Raw genomic sequence first — 21,952 nt, 5'->3', positions numbered from 1 at the left:
GAAAGAGATGACATTTTTTTAATTACCGTTCAACCACTAGGTAAAATGCCATCATGATTGGTTGGGGTTAATATACTTTTCCTCTGGATTACGTTTCAAGCTAAATTTAGCAGGTACGTAATCAATACCACCTTTAACAAATGGATTGCAACGCAAAATGCGTGCCAAGCCCATTAAACTGCCCTTAAACGAGCCATGAATTTTAATCGCATCAATCATATAATTAGAGCAAGTAGGGTGATAACGACAGCTTGGCTTGGTCCATGACGAAATATAACGTTGATACCAGTGGACAAGTAATAATAAAAATTTAGACATTAATATTTACCTAATAAATTCAGCTGCGTTTTAGCAATCACTTTGTCTGCTATTGCGTGATAAAGTTCATTTAAATAAAAGCCATCCTCTAGCTTCGTTGGCGCCAATAAAGCATAAGCCGTCAAGGTGTACCAATGGTCCTCATTTGGTGGTTGTGGTCCAGTATAACGCTGTGTGACCTCGGGATTAATTTTACCAACAAATTTGGAAATTTGCGAATTTTTACCCTGAGATAGCTTAGTCTGACGACTGTAGTCTTCTGGAATGCGAATGAATTTATCCGTAACTTCAATATCAGCTACTGGCCAATGAATCCACGAGAAGCCTGCAACTGGGATTGCATCATGGTCGATAAGTGTAAACGCCAAATACCTTGCATTAGCTGGAATATCAATTATTTCAAATGGAAAAGACTTAACTGGGCATCCCTCAATGCGCTCAGTCGCTTTTTTGGCATATGAATCGGGAATTATTGTAAACTGTGCTTTAATATTCATTACATCCGCCTCTCTGACTATTCATTTTATACTCCCCATTTTAAACCATTATCAAATAAAAGCAATTCTAGGCGCTTAAACCTAAAATTGCTTTTATATAAAATTAGCTTAATAGCTCTGGTAGCTTCGCTAGGGCTGCTGGAATACCTGATGCAGCCTTACCGCCTGCCTGTGCGCGTCAAGCCTGACTCTGTTCATTGATTTCGTTCCGAAATCGAATAGCACGTCGTCGACTTTCCTTTTCCCACAAAATGTCAACATTTTGCGGGAACCCTGCCGATTTAGCACACTTAACCTAATAACTCAGCTAGCTTCGCTAGGGCTGCTGGAATGCCTGATGCATCCTTACCGCCTGCCTGTGCTAAATCGGGGCGTCCACCACCGCCACCGCCAACTAAAGGTGCAATTGATTTAATTAAATCACCAGCTTTAATGCCTACGTTATTAGCCTTATCGTTTGCAGCGACTAATAAATTAACCTTGCCCTTCGCTTCTAAAATTAGCAATAATACATCAGAAACCTGCTTTTGCTTCCAATTATCAGCCAACGCACGTAATTGATTCATGTCTGAAACATTGACTTTTTCGGCAATATACGTCAATTTACCTGTTGATTGCACATTTTCAAAAATAGAGGCCGTTGCTTGATTAGCAATCTTAGTCGCCAATTTTTCATTTTCTTTTTGCATCGCACGAAGTTCCGCCTGAAGGTTTTCCACTTTAAGTGCAACCTCATCAAATTTAGGAGCCTTAACCAAGGCTTGAATCGTATCTAGCTCTCCTTCTTCCTTACGATATAGTTCGTAGGCTTCCTTACTAGTTACTGCCACAATTCGCCGTGTCCCTGAACCAATCCCCTGCTCTGAAACAATTTTAAAAATACCAATTTCCGAAGTATTTTTAACATGAGTACCACCGCAAAGCTCAAGCGAATAATCAGCAATTTTAACCATTCTGACATCTTTACCATATTTTTCGCCAAATAATGCCATTGCACCTAAGGATTTTGCAGTATCAATATCGGTTTCAATCGTTTCAACATCGAGCGCTGCCCAAATTTTTTCATTAACCTGATGTTCAATTTGTGCTAATTCTTCTTTCGTTGTCGCGCCAAAATGTGTGAAATCAAATCGCAAAAATTCAGTTTCATTCAATGAACCTGCTTGATTTGCATGGCTACCTAAAGTATTTTTTAGGGCTGCGTGTAATAAATGCGTTGCCGTATGGTTCTTAATAATTTTTGCACGACGCTCTTTATCAATTTTTAGCAGATAGCCTTCGTCTTTAACTAGATGACCATACACTTTTACTCGGTGTAATGGTTGACCGTTTGGTGCTTTTTGAACTGCTATAACCTCAGCAACCATTTCCCCATCTTTAGCAAAAATTTGTCCCTTATCAGCAACCTGACCACCTGATTCTGCATAAAACGGTGTATGAGCAAAAACAAGATTGACCTCGCCTGTGCTAACCTCATTTAAAACAGATTCATCGTCAATAATGGCAACCAAGGCTGAGGTCATTTCTTGCTCAGTGTAAGAAAACTCTGAGGAGACTTGCAAATCAGTTAACGCTTGATTTTGCTTACCCATTGAAAGAGTTTGACTACGCGCATTTCGTGCTCGTTCCTGCTGGGCCTTCATCGCTACCTCAAAGCCTTGATGATCGATTTTAAAGCCTTCATCACTCGCCAATTCTTCCGTCAATTCAACTGGGAAACCAAAGGTATCATAAAGCTTAAAGATCGATTGACCATCCAGTACAGCTTCACCCTTAGCTTTTAATGAAGCAAGTAAATCCTCAAGCATGCCACTACCTGCATCAATTGTCTTATGGAAGGTTTCTTCCTCATTACGAATCACTTTTTCAATAAACTCCTGCTGTTCAGTCACTTCAGGATAATAGCTTGACATGATTTGCCCAACTGTTGGCACTAATTGATAAAGGAAAGTATCCTTAATGCCTAATTTTTTGCCATGCATCACTGCCCGACGTAATAGACGACGTAAGACATAGCCACGTCCTTCATTACCCGGTAGGGCACCATCGCCAATAGCAAAGGCAAGTGAACGAATATGGTCAGCAATGACCTTAAAGCTCATATTTTCAGCATGATTTTTGGGATCATATTGCTTACCAGAAATCACTTCAATTTGGCGAATAATTGGCATAAATAAGTCTGTTTCAAAGTTCGTTGGCGCACCTTGAATAATGGAAACCATTCTCTCTAAGCCCATGCCCGTATCAATATTTTTATGTGGTAGCTCTTGATATTCACTACGTGGCACATTAGGATCTGCGTTAAATTGTGATAATACAATATTCCAGATTTCAATGTAACGATCATTCTCAATATCCTCCGCCAACAGCTTAACACCAATATTTTCTGGATCGAATTCTGTGCCACGATCAAAGAAAATTTCTGTATCAGGACCACTTGGTCCAGCACCAATCTCCCAAAAATTATCTTCAATTGGAATTAAATGATCAGGCTGCACACCTTGTTTTAGCCAGCAATTATAACTATCCTGATCATCAGGATAATAAGTCATATAAAGCTTATCCACTGGAAAATCAAACCATTTCGGTGAAGTTAAAAGCTCAAATGCCCAAGCAATAGCTTCTTTGCGGAAATAGTCGCCAATTGAAAAATTACCGAGCATTTCAAACATTGTATGATGGCGTGCTGTTTTACCAACATTTTCGATATCATTGGTTCTGATTGACTTTTGAGCATTAGTAATCCTTGGATTTTCAGGTACAACAGAGCCGTCAAAATATTTTTTAAGCGTTGCAACCCCAGAATTAATCCAAAGTAGGGTTGGATCATTTACTGGCACTAATGAAGCTGATGGTTCGATTGCATGCCCCTTTGATTGAAAGAAATCTAAAAACATCTGTCTTGTTTGCGCACTACTTAATTGTTTCATTATACTCTCCTAGAAATGATTAATTTTCAATATAAAAACACCACTGCATTTGGGAACGTCGCAACGTGGTACCATCCCAATTTACAATGATGTCTCATTATTCTTTAAATCCGTAACGTGGAAATTCGTTCTGAGTGAATTCAGAATCAGCAAAAATACTTAGCACTTTAAAGATTCGACTTGTTTGCACCAAACACAAGCTCTCTTGACAAATCCAGATAAACTATATCTTCTATAAAATTAACACAAATTATGTTTTTTTTCAATACTTAGTCACTATCAGAAATATCACGGACAACACGACATGGATTTCCAAAGGCAACTTTGTTCGCAGGAATATCCCTAGTAACCACACTGCCAGCACCAATAATGCTATGATCACCAATTGAAACGCCTGGTAAAACAATAACTCCTGCACCTAGCCAACAATTTTTTCCAATAGTAATCGCTTGATTAAATTGATATTTTTCTAATCTTTGATTAGGAGAGATTGGATGACCTGCCGTTGCTAGAGTTACGTTCGGACCAATCATTGTATCATCACCAATATAAATATGTGTATCGTCAACACAGGTGAGATTAAAATTTGCATAGACTCGATGTCCTAGATGCAGATGATGACCACCCCAATTTGCATAAAAGGGCGGTTCAATATAACAATTCTCACCTATCTCAGCAAGTAATTGTTCAAGTATGTCTTGCCGTTTCTCATTTTGAGATGCTCTAGTATGGTTAAAATCATATAAACGATCTAACCAAAGATTCTGCTCTTTTACCAAGTCTTCATCGTTAGGCAAATATAATTTACCGTTATGCTGATTATTCACCAAAAATTAACTCCCTTCAGCTATCACAGATCAATATTAATAAAAGCTACATTTTTTAGTGGTCTAAAAGATCAATTACCTTTCGGTATTGAAAGTGCTCTGGTGAAAGCTTATCACTAATACTGACACCATGGTGCGATTGAAAATAGGTTGCCAGCGGCAAAATATCTCGTACGATATTTCCAGTCTTAGCCTGATTAGTAAGCTTCAAAACAAAGGCATCATTGGTCAGTTCATAGCGTGTGCGGCTCGAATCAATGACTAAACCAAACATATTTTCTGATTCAGTTACCTTTACCTTATGAAAGCTATCACCAGTTTCCAAAAGCGCTGCCACTTCGGCCTGGGTATTAAAACGAAATAATTTACGAGTCCCACCACCAACAACATACTCCCATTCATTTTCAGTTAACAGTCTAAAGCCCTGAGCATCAATCAATTGAATGTTTTCACGATAGGTTTGAGGCATGTGTCTAAATAAACGATATTTTTCAGTAAAAGGGAATAAATCTAAGAAAAAATGCTGCTTGTCTAAATAAATATCAGGTTGAACAAAATTAATACTTTCAGTAAACGATAACTTTGGAAATAAAATCTCCTGCACTGCCTCTTGAAATTCACGAAATGAGATTTCATCTCCTAAAAAAGTTCCAGTAATTGGATTAATCATGCCAATGAATTCTGTTGACGCTGGTAGTGCATATTTAGCAACTATCATCGGCGGAATATCTACCTTCCGTAAATGAGTAGTATGTGCATTAATCCAATCATTGAAATTTTGTCCACTAAATTCCTTTTGTCGTTCAGCACTATTCACTAATTCATCGTACGAATTAAGCAATACCTCACGCAAGATATCATCATTGCCACCATTATCCCAGCCTAAAATCACATTTTTGGCACCAGGAATAAAGGTGAACGGCTCCTGATTCAATAAAAATTGGAAAGACCGGAGCTTGATACCGCTCATTTCAAAGGTTTTCAATTGCAATTTAGTCAATTTCAAATTTTCAGAAATTTTCGGTTTAATTTTCAACTCAAATAGTTCATACTTTTCTTGATCATTGGTTTGTTTCCAGTAGGTACTCTCTAATTCTGGAATTACTTTCAATCCATTCACCGCCAGTTTTCAATCAATCTTTATTTTAGAAGTTTTGCTTACGCCCTTTTCGATCCTCACGATTTTTATGCTTTGTCTCTAAACGACGTTTGGCCTTGTTTCTCTCCGAAATCGCTCGGTCAATTTTCTTTTTATATCCCGGTTTAATTTTTTTCTTCTTCTTTTTAACTAAACCAATTAGTGTTGGATCGAGCTCGTCTTTTTTCTTTTCTCGCTGCTGACGACGATTTCGATCATAGCTATCAACAATTTCGTTATTTTTAACTGTTTTTGGCACAAACTGAATACCTAATTTTTCTAAACCGACAATTGCTTGATCATCACTTGGCGTAAATAAGGTAATCGCAATTCCAGCTAATTGATTACGCCCAGTACGTCCAACACGATGAATAAAAAAGTCCAAATCATTTGGAATTTCATCATTAATTACATGAGAAATGCCCTCGATATCAATACCTCTTGCTGCTAAATCAGTAGCAACAAGATACTGAAAATCAAGATTACGAACCTGCTTCATAATTCTTTTCCGTTCTCTCGGCTCAATGCCACCATGAATTTTAGCAACCTTTAACCCGTTTGATTTTAGAAAATTAGTAATTTCATCAACACGCTGTTTAGTGTTCGCAAAAATAATTGCAAGATATGGATTGGTAATATGTAGCAAATTTAAAATGACATTATTTTTATCCTGACCCTTGGTTGAAATTAACCAGTTATCAATTTTGTCGCTAATAATCGTTCGACTCTCAATTTGCTCAGCCACTGGATTTTTTAGATATTTTTTCAAAAAAGGTTGTAATTTTTGTGGAATAGTAGCTGAGAAAACCAAAAACTGCACATTCTCAGAAAACTGAGCAGCAATTTGATCAACCTCGGGTAAAAAGCCTAAATCAAGAGCCATGTCTGCCTCATCTACTACAAATGTTTTTGCCGTAAAAAGCTTTAGCTCGGTTTTGGTTAAATCAAGAATTCGACCACTTGTTCCAATCACTAAATGCGGTTGGCTATGCTCTAGCTTCTCAAGCTGCCTTTTTCTATCTGTGCCCCCAACATAATTTGCAACTCGATATTCCGCTTCAGAAAATTGGACAAGTTCAATGGCTGCTTGATAAATTTGTTCCGCTAATTCACGACTCGGTACTGTAATTACTGCCTGTACCTGATTTAATTCAGGATTAATTTTTTCAATAATTGGTAATAAAAAGGTGTGCGTCTTGCCACTGCCCGTTTTCGATTGACCAATAACATTTTTACCTTGGCGAATAATTGGGATTAAACGTTCTTGAACCGCTGTCGGTTCTGTAAAATTGATTTTTTCTAGTGCCTTTTGTAAAAAGGGTGGGAAATTATAATCTTTAAATTTAGCCATATTGCCTCATCTCTATGTACTGTAAAGTTATTTTTTGTAATTGCTTAATATTGCTCATTCTCTTATCCAAATTATTATAACATAATCAGTTAAAATATAAATTACACAATCTTAATGCAGCTCATTTTCAATATGGATGCTGTTATTTAAATTCAACAATCGTCACACCCCGACCACCAAGATTTTGTGGCGCAAATTGGAATTGTTTAACCTGTGAATGTGACCTTAGAAACTGCCAAACACCCATCTGTAAAGCGCCGCTTCCCTTACCATGATTAACTCGAATATAGCTGTAATCATTGATAATTGCCTGGTCAACAAATTGTGCCAGCCTTTCAATTGCCGGTTCATAGCGCATACCATGTAAATCAAGCTCTGCTGAGCCTGAGCTTAATTCATGATAACCAGATTTTTTATAAATTGTTTCAGAATTTGTCACAGTTTGCGCCAGTGGCTCTAAATAATCGATTGATTCTCTCAATTTTAAGCCATTTGCTAATATCTCAATTTGATAGATTTCAAGAGAAAGGGCTTGTCTAATCACCGCTTTTTGCTTTATACGTTTGGCATAAACTAACATGCCAATTTTATAGTGATTTTGCTGTTGAGCGAATTCTGATTTTTTTCGAGCTGCCATAAATGCACCTCCTTATTTTAATCTAATAGAAGCATTATTTAAACTCAACAATTGTCACACCATTACCACCAGAATTCGGCGTCGCAAATTCAAAGTGCTTAACCTGCCGATTGGCCCGTAAATATTGCCAAACGCCCTGCTGTAAGGCGCCTGTTCCCTTACCGTGAATGATTCTGACATGAGGATAATTTTGAAGTAGGGCAGAATCGATATAGCGATCCAGCTCCGTCATGGCAGCTTCGTAGCGCATACCACGCAAATCCAATTCAGTTTTAATGCTTTGAGCGCCGCTAATCGCCCGTTTCGCTCGCTTAACTGTAGCCTTTGATTGCTTTTCTACTTCCTTAGCTACCTTTTCCAGCTCTGAGCGCTTTGCCTTCATTTTAATTAAGCCCATTTGAACCTCATAGCTATCATCAGCTAGCAATCTAATAACCGTTGCTCTTTGACCATAATTTAATACCAAGACCTCATCACCAATTTTTAATGCCTTTTGAGCCTTTGCACGTTTTAATACCTTATTATTAGATAAATCAACGCCAGTATCACGAAGATTTTTTATTTGTGTTTTAGCTTCGATTAATTCATGCTCTTTCGCCGAATTTTTTTCCCGAAGAGCAGCCATAATTACTGCTGCATCAGTTTCTGTTTTAGCAACTATTGCTTGTGCCCTTTCATCAGCCTTCTTTAGCATCGCATCTTTCTCACGCGTAAATTTTTGATACATCGCTTCTAGGTCGGCATGCAATAATTCATTTTCTGCTTCAATCTGCTCTGCCGCTGCTAAGGATTGTGTTAATTGAGAATTCGTCTGCTCCAATTTTTCCAGCATTTCATTAATTTCATGACTTTCACTGCCTGCTAAGGACTTGGCGTGATTAATAATCCGATCATTTAAGCCTAAACGTCTTGAGATTTCAAAGGCATTACTCTTTCCGGGAATACCAATTAATAATTGATAGGTCGGGCTTAATGTTTCAACATCAAACGCCATACTCGCATTAATCGTGTTTGGTGTATTAACCCCATAGATTTTTAATTCTGGATAGTGCGTTGTCGCAACCACTAAACCATTTTGACTCCGGATAAACTCTAAAATGGCAATCGCAAGTGCAGCACCCTCCTGTGGGTCAGTGCCCGCACCTAGCTCATCAAATAAGGTTAAGGTATTTTGGCTTGTTTGCTTTAAGATAGAGACGGTATGCGTCATATGGCTTGAAAAGGTAGACAGGTTCTGTGAAATTGACTGTTCATCACCGATATCTGCAAAAATATCATCTAAAATTGCGACTGTGCTTGTTTCACGCGCAGAGATTGGCAAACCTGCTTGAGCCATTAGCTGAAGTAGTCCTAATGTTTTCAAGGTAATTGTTTTCCCACCAGTATTGGGACCGGTAATAACCATCGAACGATAAGCCTTACCTAACTCAATCGTATTTGCAACAACGAGCTCAGTGCTAATCAATGGATGACGTGCATCTATTAATTCAATTTCTTGCTGCTCACTAATATTTGGTATAATTCCTTTAATTTTAGCAGCAAAGCTCACCTTGGCCTGAACCACATCCAATCTACCAATCACCCATGTATTTTGCTTCAGCTCATTTAGATACGGTTTTAAGTCTGCTGTTAATTCACGAAGGATTCTTTGAATTTCCGCTTTTTCGGCTGACTTAGCGCTGCTTAAATCATTATTGAGAGTTAACGTTTTAGTTGGCTCAATATAGAGCGTTTGTCCACTGGCCGATTGATCGTGAATCACGCCACCAAATTTATTACGGTATTCATGCTTAACAGGTAAGACAAAGCGTTCGTTTCGAATTGTGATAATTGGTTCGCTTAAATATTCGGCACTTTCCTTAGTATATCGTTCTAGGCGTTCTCGAATTTGTCGCTCGATACGCTTAACTGAATGACGAAGATTAGCTAAATAATCACTCGCTTCATCACGGACATAGCCTGATTCATCAATAACTGCCAACGCTTGACGAATTTTGGGCAAGGTGATTAATTTATCAGCCAATTCTTTTAAACTAATAATAGGTGTCTCAATAGCCATCTGCTCAAAAAATTGGGCTAGCGTATTAACAATTCTTAAAACGCGACCAATTTGTGCTAATTCAACACCATTCAAGTCAGCGCCGATTTCAATTCTTTTAAAATGCTCAGAGAGATTAGGCAGCTCAGCAATTGGAATTTGTGACTGCTCTCGAACGATAGCAGTAGCCTCTTCTATTTCAGTAAAATCTTTTTTTATTTGCGCGCGGTTGTTAGTGGGATGTAGCTGATTAACAGCCTTTCGACCTTGAAAGGTTAAAGTATAGTCAGCGACCTGCTGGATAATTTCTTTAAACTCTAATATTTCTTCTATTTTATGATTCATTTTTATTTCTCCTGATAAAAAACTCATGCTTTAAAAAAAATAGACTGGAAAACAATCGCCAGTCTATTTTTGTGTTTCCATCTCATCAACAATAGCCAAAAGACTAAAATGGTTTTTGATTAATTATTTCCGTAACCCATGAATTAAAAATATCATGGGAAAATATAGGGGTTCTCAACAACATAGCCTTTGCTAAAAGACTATTGGACAATGCATTTTGAATATTATTTATTGGAATCAACGCTAAGACTGCTAAGAACAATAATATGACAAGGTATGATTCAAGCACGCCTAATACACCACCAACCCAATGATTGTGCTTTCCTAAAACTTTAAGCTTGCCAAGTGGATAAGCAAATATCCCTAATACTCTAACAAGAATCAACACAATGATAAAAATAAGCATGAAAGCAAAGGCTGCATAAAAGACATCATTTAAATCAAAGATAATAGATTGATTTAAAATTGTTAATTTTGATCCTTCTGACGCCGATGGAAAAGGCACCCATAGTGTAAAAACCTTAGCATATTTAGTAAAAAGAATCGTTGCAATCAAATAAGCAATTAGTGTGCCGATTATATAATAAGCCTGCAAAGCAAAGCCTCTAAAATATCCAATTGAAAAACCAATTGCTAAAAAAATTAAAATAATTAATGAAATCATTTGCCCTCTTCCTTACTCGAAAGTATTTGCTGCTTTGCTCGAGCATTACTCGCTTTTTGTTCTTTTAAGATATTTAATGAGTTTTCTGGTAAATGATTTGGATGATTGCGATGATCTAATTCTGCTTGCTTTTCTTCTAAAGCTTGCTGCAGCTGATTGACTTCTTGCTTGATTTTTTCCAACTCGTTTTCTCTAAGCACTTGCTCAGCAACAACTTGCAGACTCAAAAGAACTGCCACATCTTCTCGACTAGTTTGTGGGGCATGCTCTTTAATTTGTTGAAATTTTTCATTGACAATATCTGTAGCTGTCCGCAAAAGCTGATCATTAGCTGTTGTAATTAATACATATGGCTTACCATCAACAAGCGATTTAAATCTTTTCTTATTGCTCATTCATCAGTGCTCCCTTTTATATTTAATAATAGAAAACTTAATAATTATATTTTATTATAAATAATGACAATAACAAATTAATTTCTATCTGATTTCATTAAAATCAATATAGTCACAATAAATCAGTAAAATATTATAATTATTCAGATTAATATAGAGTCGTTTAAATCAATCTGTTCTTTCTTATAAGTATAACTTAAATATCTAATCTATTAAAGCCTTTAAAACCATTGATATAAAGAAAAATAGCTTAAAAAACTGCATTACTGTTTGTCCTATTAGTCTAAATTAAGATTCGTTAACGCCAAACAGCAGCTACCTATTAGGATAACTGCTGCAATGATATTAATTATAGATAATTTTCAAAAAAGCTAGTCTTCAAAGCCATTCGCTACAGCATCTGGGAAATTAGCCTCTAAAATTTCAGCGCAATGTGCACAAACAGCTGCTAAATGAGGATTGCTATTTTGACCGACCGTTTCATCCACCCGACGACAGCGGACACAGGTATCGCCCAAAGCGTGTTCGATCACAATTTTAACATCGTCAAATATCTGTGCTGACTCTGGTGCCTTACCATCAGCAATTTGGAAGTCAGAAACAATTAATAACTGCGCAATATCTTCGTCTAAAGCAGTTAATAAAACCTTCAGTGGCTCACTTGGATAAATAGTCACTTTAGCCTCAAGCGATTTACCAATTAGCTTGTCATTCCTAGCAACCTCTAGAGCCTTTAAGACCTGATCTCGGAAAGCTAAGAAATCAATCCATTCCTCCTTAAGTTCAGCTTGATCTGGATATTGAGTCACTTCCGGAAACTCCGCCAATTGAACAAATGCTTCCTCTTCCTTCAATTCTGCCCAAATCTCCTCGGCTGTATGTGGAATAATTGGCGTCAACAGTTTTGTTAAAGCGACTAAAATTTCATAAAATACAGTTTGCATCGCGCGTCTTTCGTATGCGGTCTTAGCCTCGATATAAACGACATCCTTCGCAAAATCGAGATAAAAGGCTGATACTTCAGTTGTTAAGAAATTCATAACTGTTTTATAAATCGTTATAAATTCATAGGAATCGTAGGCTGATTTAATTGTTTGCACCGTTTCATTTAAACGAATTAATAAAAATTTATCAACCGAACGTAGCTCTTGATATTCAACTGCATCCTTCTCTGGATTAAAATCCGCCGTATTCGCAATTAAGAAGCGCAGAGTATTTCTAATTTTACGATAGGTTTCAGCAACCTGTGTCAATATCTCCATTGAAACACGAACGTCAGATTCTGTATCAACCGAAGCGACCCAAAGACGTAAAATATCAGCGCCAAATTGTTTAACCACCTTGTCTGGTAAAATCGTATTACCAAGCGACTTACTCATTTTACGGCCTTCACCATCTAATACAAAGCCTTGTGAAAGAACCGCTTTATAAGGTGCGACACCATTGATTGCAACTGAAGTTGTAATAGATGAATTAAACCAACCGCGATATTGATCACTACCTTCAAGATATAAATCCGCCGGGAATGTCAGCTCTTTGCGACCACGCAAAACAGCTTCATGTGAAGAGCCCGAATCAAACCAAACATCCATAATATCTTTTTCTTTGGTAAATTCACCATTCGGACTAGACGGATGTGTAAAGCCTGTTGGTAATAATTCCTTGGCACTTTTTTCAAACCAAATTTTTGAGCCATGTAGGGCGAATAATTCTGCAACACGCTCAGTTGTTTCAGGCGTAATGATTGGCTCCCCATTTTCACCATAGAAAATTGGTAAAGGTACGCCCCAAGCCCGTTGTCTTGAAATTACCCAGTCACCACGATCACGAATCATATTATGGAGACGGGTTTTACCCCAAGGAATGACCCATTCAACCTGATCAACCGCTTCTAAAATATCTGCTCTAAATTTATCAATTGAAGCAAACCATTGGGCGGTTGCACGATAAATTACTGGTTTTTTTGTACGCCAGTCGTGTGGGTAGCTATGAGTGAAATAAGAAACTTTTAATAAAGCGCCTTTTTCTTGCAATAATTCAATGATTTCAGGTGCAGCCTTTTCATAAAATTGACCCTCAAACCCTGGCGCATCTGCCGTAAAAATACCTCTTGAATCCACAGGCGAAAGGACTGCTAAATTATATTTACGAGAATAAACATAGTCATCCTCACCATGTCCGGGCGCTGTATGCACTAATCCAGTCCCAGCATCATCAGAAACATAGTCGCCACACATAACCAATGAGGTACGATCATAAAATGGATGCTGAGCAGTCATATATTCTAAATCAGTACCTTTAAACGTCTTTAAGATTTCAACATCTTCCCAGCCAATCGCATCTTTAATCATTGGAAGCATGGTCAAGGCAACCACATATTTTTGACCATTAACTGCAACCTGCGCATAATCAAAATCAGGATTCACAAAAATACCTAAATTTGCTGGTAAAGTCCAAGCAGTTGTTGTCCAAATCACGAAATTAGTATCGGAATCTAATAAACCTTTACCATCAACAACCTTAAAAGCAATGTATAGCGAAGGACTTTCAACATCCTTATATTCAATTTCCGCTTCAGCGAGTGAGCTTTCAGAGCTTGGTGACCAGTAAATCGGCTTTAGACCTTTATAAATATAACCCTTTTCAGCCATCTTACCAAATACACGAACTTGAGCAGCTTCATAGCTAGGCTTTAAAGTAATGTAAGGATTATCCCAATCCCCAGCGACTCCTAAACGTTTAAAATCAGTACGCTGCTTGTCAACTTGTGAGAGTGCATATTTGCGACATTCCTCAAGATAGTCTACCAAGGGCATTTCTTTACGCTTAATCCCTTTATTAGTTAAGACCTGCTCAATTGGCAAGCCATGCGTATCCCAGCCCGGCACATATGGAGCACGGTAGCCAGACATTGATTTCGAGCGGACAATAATATCCTTAGAAATTTTATTTAATGAATGTCCCAGATGGATATTACCATTTGCATAAGGCGGTCCATCATGTAATACGAACGATGGCTTATCCTCATTCACTTTTTGTCTCATCTCATAAATATGCTTTTCTTCCCACTCCTTTTGCCAATTTACTTCGCGATTTGGCAAATTAGCACGCATAGGAAAAGCAGTTTTACCAAGCTGCAGGGTTTCTTTCATTTTCACAATTATTTCCTCTTTTCATTAATTTTAAAATAAAAAATTTTCAGTAGTAATGATATAGCATATTTTTAATCGTTATCTTCACTAATCGCGAAGATAAAAAAAGACCTTCTTCAGGGACGAAGAAAGTCGTGGTACCACCCTAATTTTGATTATAGGCTATTCAAACTATAATCACTCTTCGATCTATAACGCCATCACACGTTTTAATTAATATTAGCTGATAACTAGCCATCTATTGAATACAGCCTCACACCATTCGCTGCTCGCTTTAAATATTAATGCCTAATCTTGTTCTAATAAATTTTTATTTTTCAATTTCTGTCGCAGATTCCTTTTCTGTTTCTGCTGTGCTTACAGAATTATTGTCTGCAGGCTCTTGGATATCTGCCTCACTCAAAAAGCTTGTTTCCTCTGGGATATCTATTTCACCAGTAGCCTCGTTCTCATTAGAAATAACATCCGCAACCACATCCTTAAAGGTAGTTGCAGCATCTGGAATAGTACTTGAAAACGGCTGTAAAATATCGTCCCATTCATTTGTTTTAACCTGTTGGAGCTGCGATTCAAGCATTAAAGCCAAACGTTGATGAAAAACCTTTGTTTGTTTTTTCAGCTCATCAGTCTCTCTAGCCAAGGTTTTAGCATCCTGAACGGATTTATTTAATATTTCTGCTCCCTTTAATCTCGAATCGGTTAGGATAGCAGTCGCTTGACTCTTCGCGTTTGCTACTAATATATCTGATTGTTTTTTAGCATCATTTAAAAGTGCTTCTGCCTCACTTGAAGCACCAAGCTTAACCTTATCAGCCGTATCCTGTGCAACAATGATTGACTGATTCAGGGTATTCTTTAAATCATTGAAATATTCTAATTTTTCATTTGTTAGCTTCACTTGTTTTTCAAGCTCACGATTTTTTGATTGTATATCTTCATAATCACGCACAATGATATCTAAAAAATCATCAACCTCATCTTGATTATAGCCTCGCATTTTTGTTGAAAAGCTTTTATTTTGGATATCCAAAGGACTTAAATTCATTTGCTACTCCTATCTATTAACAATACCGCGACAACAATTTTTATTTTCCCCTTCTTTGACAAGCCGTTAATACTATCCAGCCTAAATCGACCAAAGCCTCTGACAGAAATTAAATCAAACAAGCTTATTTCTTCACTAACCTTTTCGATTAATTGAAAATTAAGCTTTACACTTCCTCGCTCAATTAATAATTTACTTCTTTCTCTAGAGATATTATAAACATTACTGATTAAAATATCCAATCTTAAACTATTTATTGTTAAAGCTTTCTCAATAAATTCATCAGAGGAAACAATTAATTCAGTGATATCCTTACGCTCAAGCCTGACCTTCAAGGCAGAAATCCGATCAATCTGATTAATCAAAAAGTCAGCAATTACTTCATCTACAATTACTTGAAATCTAGTACCATCCGTTAAAATATCCCCGATTTTATAACGCTCAATACCTTGAGATAACAGCGTTCCTAAAATTTCTGAATGAGAAAGCGTAGCAAATTTAACAGGATAATGAACTTCTAATAGCGCTAAATGAAAATCAGCTGCCTCAATTTCCATAAACTCAGGTACAACAATAACTCTTTGACTTTCTGCATTTATTGTACCACCAAAACTGCGAAATTTTAAATCGTTATAACGATTTATTAAAGTTTTCAAAATCCAAAGCTCTCTTGGATTTAAAAAATGAGTCAAAAAGGGCGTGTAGCTCTCTTCTACCTCAATTAAATGGGCATTCATTTGCTCAATAAAATTTTTTTCGTCCTTTTTGAAATGTTGATAAATATTTTCAAACATATTTTTCCTTCGATTAAAAATTAGTCAAAAGCTTTTTTAAAGCGAGTTTTGGTCGTACAACAAACGATTTCTTAGTAAAAATTAGTAAAAAAGAGTCGACTTGAATCATTCTAAGCCGACGACACCTTATCCACTAAAAAAAGCTGCTCACTAAAATTACAAGTCCTTGAAAAGCAAATTGCAAGACCATTAATGCAACAATTACTGAAAAATCAATCCCAGCAAACTGCAAGGGCAATCTTGAAAAAAGACTTAAATACGGTCTGACAATAGTAATTATCGCTTTGCCAAATTTGGTTTGATAAGCACCAGGAAACCAAGATAACAACGCATAAATAATAATACAAAAAGAATAAATTTCAATTAATTTGGAAAGTATACTTAGAATTATTCCGATCATCGCTTCACCTATATCTCATAATCAAAGTCTTGATTGTTAACCAAGCTTTTTGCTTCATTACCATCAATTTGAATTGACGCAGGTGTCAATAAAAAAATTTGATTGCCTACTCTTTGTAAATCACCATGTAAAGCGTGCGCAATTCCTGTCAAAAAATCAATAATTCGACGTGCTTGATGCTCTTCCATATAGTGAAAATTAACAAGTACAGCCTCATCGTTCATCGCAAACTCAGCAATTTTCATCGCATCTGAATAGACACGTGGCTGCTTGATTGTTATCTTAGGTCGATTATCCTTTTTCGGCTGCTCTGTTGAAAAAGCTGCTTTACTCTGATTCTGTTTTGCATTTGCAGAGGGTCTACGACGCGGTTCTTGATTAACTAAATAATCTTCACGTGCTTTAGTGGCCGATGGCTTAATCCGATCATTGACAGAAGAGGCACTACCGCCATTTCCATAACGTGCTGTTTCTTGACGTGCCTTTTCTTCGGACTGTCTTCTCATCGCAACAACATTATCAGCTTGAACTGGGGCCACTTGGCGGCGAAAATTTGATGACTGCTCCGAACGTGGCGCACTTTCCGTCCTAATTCGTTCTTGCTTCGGACGACTAATAGGGCTATCTCCTTCAAAATCATCCACTTCATCATTAATTCCAAAAAAATTTGAAAGATTATTAATTTTGTCTAAAAACGACATATCTTCCTCCTATATAATTACAAATCCAAATTCATGCAGGATTTATTATTAATCAAAATAAATAAATAATAATTTTTGTTTTCAGACACAATAAAGGCAAATTTCAGTTATTTTTGAAAAAATCACTACCAATTCGGACATAAGTTGCGCCAGCTTCAATCGCAATTGGATAATCACGACTCATTCCCATACTTAGCTCATGACAAGGTGCATAAGATAAATTTAAGGCCTCAATTTCATCACGATATTGGCGAAGTGCTGAGAAATACTTTCTCAGATCAGAATCATCAGCATCCATTGGTGCCATTGTCATTAATCCAACTACCGTAATATGACTTAAAGCTGCCAAAGCTTTAATAAATGGCAGCAAATCCTCAGGTGAGACGCCGTGCTTGCTCGCCTCACCTGAAACATTGACTTGAACAAAAACCGAAATGGTCTTTTGAGCTCTCTTTTGTATTTCTTGTGCTAGCTTAAAGCTGTCTAGGGCATGAAAATAATCTACTAAATTAATAACATCTTTAACCTTGCGACGTTGAAGACTACCAATTAAGTGCCAAGTTACTTCTAAGTCTTGCATGGCATGGTACTTTTCTAAAAATAATTCTGTTCGGTTTTCAGCAATCTCATCAACACCAGCCTGAACAAGCGCTCGTGCCTGACTAATATCAACATATTTTGTAACACCAATCAAATGCACTTTATCATGACGATTTGCTTTTGCCTTGGCCTGATTAATTTGAGCAACGATTGATTCAAATTTATCCTTTAGCAATTCGAATGCTCCAATCTATCTTAGCGTTTATTTCGTCTGAAAAATGGTGGTGTATCTAATTCTTCATCCGTTTTAGTTTCATTTTTTTCAAACGTATTGATACTTGTTGTATCTGTTTTTAGCTTTAATTCATCAACATTTGGTCGAACATTCGATTCACGACGGATATCCCAACCATTAAATGGTGAATTTTCATCTTCTTGTTCAACTTCAATCGGAGTTGGTTCAGGCGCTACATAGGCTTGTGGCTTATTTTGTGGCACACGATTTGCAGTTGTTGACGCATTAGTACGTCTAACATTAGCTCTACCTTTTTGTTTTGGTGTATCTTCAATGCCCGTCGCAACAACAGTAACGCGGATACGATCACCGAGGCTTTCATCAATTGAAGTACCTAATAAAATATTAACATCTTGTCCAGCAGCTTGTATCACAACTTCTGAGGCATCTTGTGTTTCCATTAATGACATGTTTAGACCACCTGTCACATTAAGTAAAACATTTTCAGCACCATCAATCGTTGTTTCAAGCAATGGTGAATTGATTGCAAACTGAGTGGCTTTAATCACACGGTCGTCACCCTCTGCTTCCCCAATTCCCATCAGTGCAGCACCTTGGTTTTGCATCACAGTTTTGACATCTGCAAAATCAAGATTGATAAAGCCTGGTGCTGTAATCAAATCAGATACGCCTTGCACACCTTGACGTAATACGTTATCTGCTTCGCTAAGTGCTTCCAACATCGGTGTTCTAGGATCAACAATTTGCAACAAGCTATTATTTTCAATAATAATAAAAGTATCAACATTATCTTTAAGCTCTGAGATACCCTCTGAGGCAAATAAGCTACGCTTAGTCCCTTCAAAACCAAATGGTCTTGTCACAACAGCAACAGTTAAGGCACCAATTTCTTTAGCAATATGAGCAATCACTGGTGCAGCACCAGTGCCAGTACCCCCACCCATGCCAGCAGTAATAAATACCATATCAGCACCGTCAAGTGCCTGACGAATATCTTCTTCACTTTCTTCAGCAGCCTTACGACCAACTTCTGGTTGCGCACCTGCACCTAAGCCACGAGTCAGCTTTGGTCCTAGTTGAATAACAAGCTCAGCCTTTGAAGACTTCAACGCTTGAACATCTGTATTAGCAGTGATAAATTCAACACCACTAACGCCTTCTTCTATCATTCGATTGACGGCATTACCACCGCCACCGCCTACACCAATTACTTTAATTACTGCGCCTTGATCGACATTTGTATCAAAAGAGATTTCCATTATTTCCCTCCAAGTTTAATCAAAAATATTATTAAAGAAGCCTTTAGCACGATCTACTAAGCTCGCACCCTTATCTTTTAGGCTATCCTGAGAATCATTATTGCCAATTGTTTCTTCTGGATAATCATAGGAGTCGGCATAATCATCGACATACTCACTGTCATTATAAGCCGGTTCATTGGCTATAACCGGAGCAGGACGATTGGCAACGACTGTCTGATTACCAATAACAGCATTGTATGAAATCCAATTAATTTCACTTTGCAACGCCACATGCTCAACAATACTAATTACATTTGTAAATACAGGATTTCTTAACCCCATTTGATTCGGTACATACAATCTAACGTTTACACCTAAGCGATCAGCTGCTAAATCAACCAAGCCCGGCAGAGTAGCGGCACCACCAGTCAAAATAATGCCTCCCGGTAAATTAAATGCTTCAATTTTGTCAAGCTCTTTTTGAAGCTTTTCAAAAATTTGACTCAGCCTTGCTTCAATAATTTCTGATAGATAGCGCTCGTTAACTCGAACTGGTGCATTTTGCCCAATCACATCAACAGGAAACTCTTCAGTTTCGCTTGCATGATCTGGATACGCTTCACCGTAATTAATCTTTAAGCCTTCTGCATTTTTTAGCGATGTATTTAAGACTACAGAAATATCCTTTGTAACAAATTCACCACCCTCTTGAATGACCGAGGTATATCTCACTTGATGATCAAACATAATGGCAATTGAAGTTTGACCGCCACCCATATCGATTACAATGGTACCAAAATCTTTCTCACCGTCTGTCAAAATTGATTCAGTCAACGCAAGTGGAGTGATAACCAGCTGATCAATGTTCAGCCCCGCCTTTCTAACGGTTGATTTAATGTTATGAATCACTGTTTTAGGTCCAGTAAACATTTGACCACGCATCTCTAAACGAATGCCAATCATACCTCTTGGATCACTGATATTTGCAAAACCATCTACTACAAATTCCTCTGGTAAAACAGTAATAATTTCACGTTCTGGTGGTACCGCTCTCACTAAGGCTGATTTAATAACTGCTTGAACGTCAGCATCTGTAATTTCTTGGTTATCTGCACCAACCGCTAATAAGCCTTGACATTCTTCAACACTTAGTAAATTTGCTGGCAAGCCAACATTTACATTTGTCACCTGAACACCAGCTTTTTCTTCTGCCTGCCTAACTGCTTTTTTGATTGATTCAACTGTTTTTTCAATGTCTACAATTACGCCGTTTTTTATTCCGTCTGATTTTGTATTTCCGACCCCTATAATATTCATTTGGCCGTCTATATATTCAGCTACTAGCACTTTAACTGAACTTGTTCCAATATCAAGCCCTGTAAAAAAACCATCTTTGACCATAATTAATGGTTCCTCCTGCATCTACAAATTATTTTTATGCCCTATTAGTCATTAATTTTAACATTCCTAAGTGTACCATAAAATCAACTTTCATTAAATCGTTTTTACGTTAAAATTACACTTTTTTAAGATTCTGAAACATATTTGTTAAAAAAGATTGACAAAAAATTGACATTACTTTTTTATCGTCTTAATCATAACAAAAAACCCTATAATAAGGTAGGGTTTTTATTTATAAAGTTAATTATTAATTAAGATTGAGGATACGGGTAGCTATAGATGCCAGCCTCCATATCAACAATTCCTTTTTCAGTCATTTGGCTCGCTACCTCAGGATAGTATTTCATCTTGTCATCAATATCCTCTAGTGTTATTTTAACCTGATTACCATCCGCCATTGTCAAGGTTAGAAAATCAGAATTAGCATTAGTTGGTGTCAACTCAATCAGCTTAATTTGCCCCCTAAGCTCTGGCGAAAGCCTTTGATACTGGGCAACGAGCTTTTTAATTTTTTTTGTTGACTTAAAGGCTTTAATGACAGGATAACTCTCATTTTGCGTTTCAACCTTATCATCAAGTATTGTACCGTCCACCAATACCACTTTTAAAATATCATTTTCCTGAACATATGCCAATTCAGCCTTTTCCTTGATTTTAATCACAAAACGATTTGGAAAAGAATAACTGACTGTTGCGGACTTTATGCGCTTAAATTTTTCTTGAAGATTTGGCTCAACCTGATTCATTTTTTTACGTTCTGCTAAAATACTCTCGCCAACAGTCAATTGTGAAGCCTTAACAACCGCCTTGCTGCTTTCATTTTGATTGCCACTTACCTCAATTGCACTGAGCTTGCTCAAGGGTGAGAGAAAAAAAACAGTTATTGGAAAAGCGAGCATAAAAAAGATGATTAAAGGCGTTAACTTCTTTAGAAGCTGAACCCTCTTTTCCTTTTTTATTTTGGGCAGCGTGTCAAGCATTGACTCATGAGTCGCTTTATCCTTCTTTTTTTCGGTTTCAATATCAGATACCAGCTTTTCATTGGAGCTATCAGCTTTTCTCGCCTTGAGCTTCTCTGCCTTGGCCTTCTCTTTTTGAAGCTTCTGATATTTTTGATTTTCCTTTTGCCAAGGCGTTAAATGATCATCTGTCACATAATACTCCTTTTTATCTCTAATAACCGCATCGCAATTAATTTTACGAATCAGCCAAGTACTTAGACTTAATTTTTACGAAAACACCAGTATTAAATGATAAGCGTTTGTTATAAAAAAGTCAATTT

Annotated in this window: 19 protein-coding genes; all 19 read right to left on the bottom strand. The window is 37.1% G+C overall.

The genetic code is table 11. The features are described from left to right. Positions 1 to 51 precede the first annotated feature (51 nt). The 19 genes from yidD to HOY35_RS05120 all read right to left on the bottom strand — a co-directional run bounded on the left by yidD (position 52) and on the right by HOY35_RS05120 (position 21,824). Positions 52 to 318 carry a membrane protein insertion efficiency factor YidD gene (gene yidD, locus HOY35_RS05210; RefSeq protein ID WP_172212869.1) on the bottom strand — a complete coding sequence of 89 codons (267 nt, stop codon included), beginning with the start codon at positions 316 to 318 and terminating at the stop codon, positions 52 to 54. Beyond that, positions 318 to 815, bottom strand: coding sequence for a YbhB/YbcL family Raf kinase inhibitor-like protein (locus tag HOY35_RS05205; protein ID WP_172212871.1), 498 nt, complete (start codon positions 813 to 815; stop codon positions 318 to 320). The genes yidD and HOY35_RS05205 overlap by 1 nt, the downstream gene beginning before the upstream one ends. Positions 816 to 1,105: 290 nt before the next feature. After that, complete coding sequence (gene alaS / locus HOY35_RS05200) at positions 1,106 to 3,745, bottom strand: alanine--tRNA ligase (protein WP_172212873.1); 2,640 nt, start codon at positions 3,743 to 3,745, stop codon at positions 1,106 to 1,108. Positions 3,746 to 4,014: 269 nt separating this feature from the next. Then, positions 4,015 to 4,575 (bottom strand): sugar O-acetyltransferase, encoded by a 561-nt coding sequence (locus HOY35_RS05195; protein WP_172212875.1) that lies wholly within the window; start codon positions 4,573 to 4,575, stop codon positions 4,015 to 4,017. A 52-nt stretch (positions 4,576 to 4,627) separates the two neighbouring features. After that, positions 4,628 to 5,683 (bottom strand): hypothetical protein, encoded by a 1,056-nt coding sequence (locus tag HOY35_RS05190; RefSeq protein ID WP_172212877.1) that lies wholly within the window; start codon positions 5,681 to 5,683, stop codon positions 4,628 to 4,630. A gap of 34 nt (positions 5,684 to 5,717) precedes the next feature. Beyond that, on the bottom strand, positions 5,718 to 7,061 hold the full coding sequence (locus HOY35_RS05185) for a DEAD/DEAH box helicase (RefSeq protein ID WP_172212879.1): 1,344 nt from the start codon (positions 7,059 to 7,061) through the stop codon (positions 5,718 to 5,720). Positions 7,062 to 7,203: 142 nt separating this feature from the next. Beyond that, complete coding sequence (locus HOY35_RS05180) at positions 7,204 to 7,698, bottom strand: Smr/MutS family protein (protein WP_172212881.1); 495 nt, start codon at positions 7,696 to 7,698, stop codon at positions 7,204 to 7,206. Between the two features lie 34 nt (positions 7,699 to 7,732). Further along, positions 7,733 to 10,081, bottom strand: a complete 2,349-nt coding sequence (locus tag HOY35_RS05175) for an endonuclease MutS2 (RefSeq protein WP_172212883.1) — start codon at positions 10,079 to 10,081, stop codon at positions 7,733 to 7,735. 103 nt (positions 10,082 to 10,184) lie between these two features. Next, a complete protein-coding gene (locus HOY35_RS05170) occupies positions 10,185 to 10,745 on the bottom strand; it encodes a CvpA family protein (RefSeq protein ID WP_172212885.1) in 561 nt (186 codons plus the stop codon). Next, on the bottom strand, positions 10,742 to 11,140 hold the full coding sequence (locus HOY35_RS05165) for a cell division protein ZapA (protein WP_172212887.1): 399 nt from the start codon (positions 11,138 to 11,140) through the stop codon (positions 10,742 to 10,744). The genes HOY35_RS05170 and HOY35_RS05165 overlap by 4 nt, the downstream gene beginning before the upstream one ends. 371 nt (positions 11,141 to 11,511) lie before the next feature. Beyond that, the gene (gene ileS / locus HOY35_RS05160; protein ID WP_172212889.1) at positions 11,512 to 14,298 is read right to left on the bottom strand and encodes an isoleucine--tRNA ligase; all 2,787 of its coding nucleotides are present in this window, start codon (positions 14,296 to 14,298) and stop codon (positions 11,512 to 11,514) included. Between the two features lie 304 nt (positions 14,299 to 14,602). Next, positions 14,603 to 15,337, bottom strand: coding sequence for a DivIVA domain-containing protein (locus HOY35_RS05155; RefSeq protein ID WP_172212891.1), 735 nt, complete (start codon positions 15,335 to 15,337; stop codon positions 14,603 to 14,605). Beyond that, positions 15,334 to 16,131, bottom strand: a complete 798-nt coding sequence (locus tag HOY35_RS05150; RefSeq protein ID WP_172212893.1) for an RNA-binding protein — start codon at positions 16,129 to 16,131, stop codon at positions 15,334 to 15,336. The genes HOY35_RS05155 and HOY35_RS05150 overlap by 4 nt, the downstream gene beginning before the upstream one ends. 133 nt (positions 16,132 to 16,264) lie before the next feature. Further along, positions 16,265 to 16,531, bottom strand: a complete 267-nt coding sequence (locus HOY35_RS05145; protein WP_172212895.1) for a YggT family protein — start codon at positions 16,529 to 16,531, stop codon at positions 16,265 to 16,267. 8 nt (positions 16,532 to 16,539) lie between these two features. Further along, positions 16,540 to 17,232, bottom strand: coding sequence for a cell division protein SepF (locus HOY35_RS05140; protein ID WP_172212897.1), 693 nt, complete (start codon positions 17,230 to 17,232; stop codon positions 16,540 to 16,542). A gap of 103 nt (positions 17,233 to 17,335) precedes the next feature. Continuing rightward, positions 17,336 to 18,007: a YggS family pyridoxal phosphate-dependent enzyme gene (locus tag HOY35_RS05135; protein WP_172212899.1), complete on the bottom strand. Its 672-nt coding sequence runs from the start codon at positions 18,005 to 18,007 to the stop codon at positions 17,336 to 17,338. 20 nt (positions 18,008 to 18,027) lie between these two features. Next, positions 18,028 to 19,287, bottom strand: a complete 1,260-nt coding sequence (gene ftsZ, locus HOY35_RS05130) for a cell division protein FtsZ (RefSeq protein ID WP_172212901.1) — start codon at positions 19,285 to 19,287, stop codon at positions 18,028 to 18,030. Between the two features lie 15 nt (positions 19,288 to 19,302). Next, positions 19,303 to 20,670 carry a cell division protein FtsA gene (ftsA, locus tag HOY35_RS05125; protein WP_172212903.1) on the bottom strand — a complete coding sequence of 456 codons (1,368 nt, stop codon included), beginning with the start codon at positions 20,668 to 20,670 and terminating at the stop codon, positions 19,303 to 19,305. A 251-nt stretch (positions 20,671 to 20,921) separates the two neighbouring features. Next, entirely contained in the window at positions 20,922 to 21,824 is a 903-nt protein-coding gene (locus HOY35_RS05120) for an FtsQ-type POTRA domain-containing protein (RefSeq protein WP_172212905.1), read from the bottom strand. Between the last annotated feature and the right edge of the window lie 128 nt (positions 21,825 to 21,952).

Source organism: Enterococcus sp. MMGLQ5-1 (assembly GCF_013155265.1).
In the GTDB taxonomy this organism is placed as follows: Bacteria; Bacillota; Bacilli; order Lactobacillales; family Streptococcaceae; genus MMGLQ5-1.
This window is presented reverse-complemented; position numbering and strand designations above follow the sequence as displayed.

Coding starts and splice junctions, on each gene's coding strand:
- HOY35_RS05180 (WP_172212881.1), bottom strand. CDS start 7,698: ATGGCAGCTCGAAAAAAATCAGAATTCGCTCAACAGCAAAATCACTAT.
- HOY35_RS05185 (WP_172212879.1), bottom strand. CDS start 7,061: ATGGCTAAATTTAAAGATTATAATTTCCCACCCTTTTTACAAAAGGCA.
- yidD (WP_172212869.1), bottom strand. CDS start 318: ATGTCTAAATTTTTATTATTACTTGTCCACTGGTATCAACGTTATATT.
- HOY35_RS05145 (WP_172212895.1), bottom strand. CDS start 16,531: ATGATCGGAATAATTCTAAGTATACTTTCCAAATTAATTGAAATTTAT.
- ftsA (WP_172212903.1), bottom strand. CDS start 20,670: ATGGTCAAAGATGGTTTTTTTACAGGGCTTGATATTGGAACAAGTTCA.
- HOY35_RS05150 (WP_172212893.1), bottom strand. CDS start 16,131: ATGTTTGAAAATATTTATCAACATTTCAAAAAGGACGAAAAAAATTTT.
- HOY35_RS05175 (WP_172212883.1), bottom strand. CDS start 10,081: ATGAATCATAAAATAGAAGAAATATTAGAGTTTAAAGAAATTATCCAG.
- HOY35_RS05140 (WP_172212897.1), bottom strand. CDS start 17,232: ATGTCGTTTTTAGACAAAATTAATAATCTTTCAAATTTTTTTGGAATT.
- ftsZ (WP_172212901.1), bottom strand. CDS start 19,287: ATGGAAATCTCTTTTGATACAAATGTCGATCAAGGCGCAGTAATTAAA.
- HOY35_RS05155 (WP_172212891.1), bottom strand. CDS start 15,337: ATGAATTTAAGTCCTTTGGATATCCAAAATAAAAGCTTTTCAACAAAA.
- HOY35_RS05170 (WP_172212885.1), bottom strand. CDS start 10,745: ATGATTTCATTAATTATTTTAATTTTTTTAGCAATTGGTTTTTCAATT.
- HOY35_RS05165 (WP_172212887.1), bottom strand. CDS start 11,140: ATGAGCAATAAGAAAAGATTTAAATCGCTTGTTGATGGTAAGCCATAT.
- alaS (WP_172212873.1), bottom strand. CDS start 3,745: ATGAAACAATTAAGTAGTGCGCAAACAAGACAGATGTTTTTAGATTTC.
- HOY35_RS05205 (WP_172212871.1), bottom strand. CDS start 815: ATGAATATTAAAGCACAGTTTACAATAATTCCCGATTCATATGCCAAA.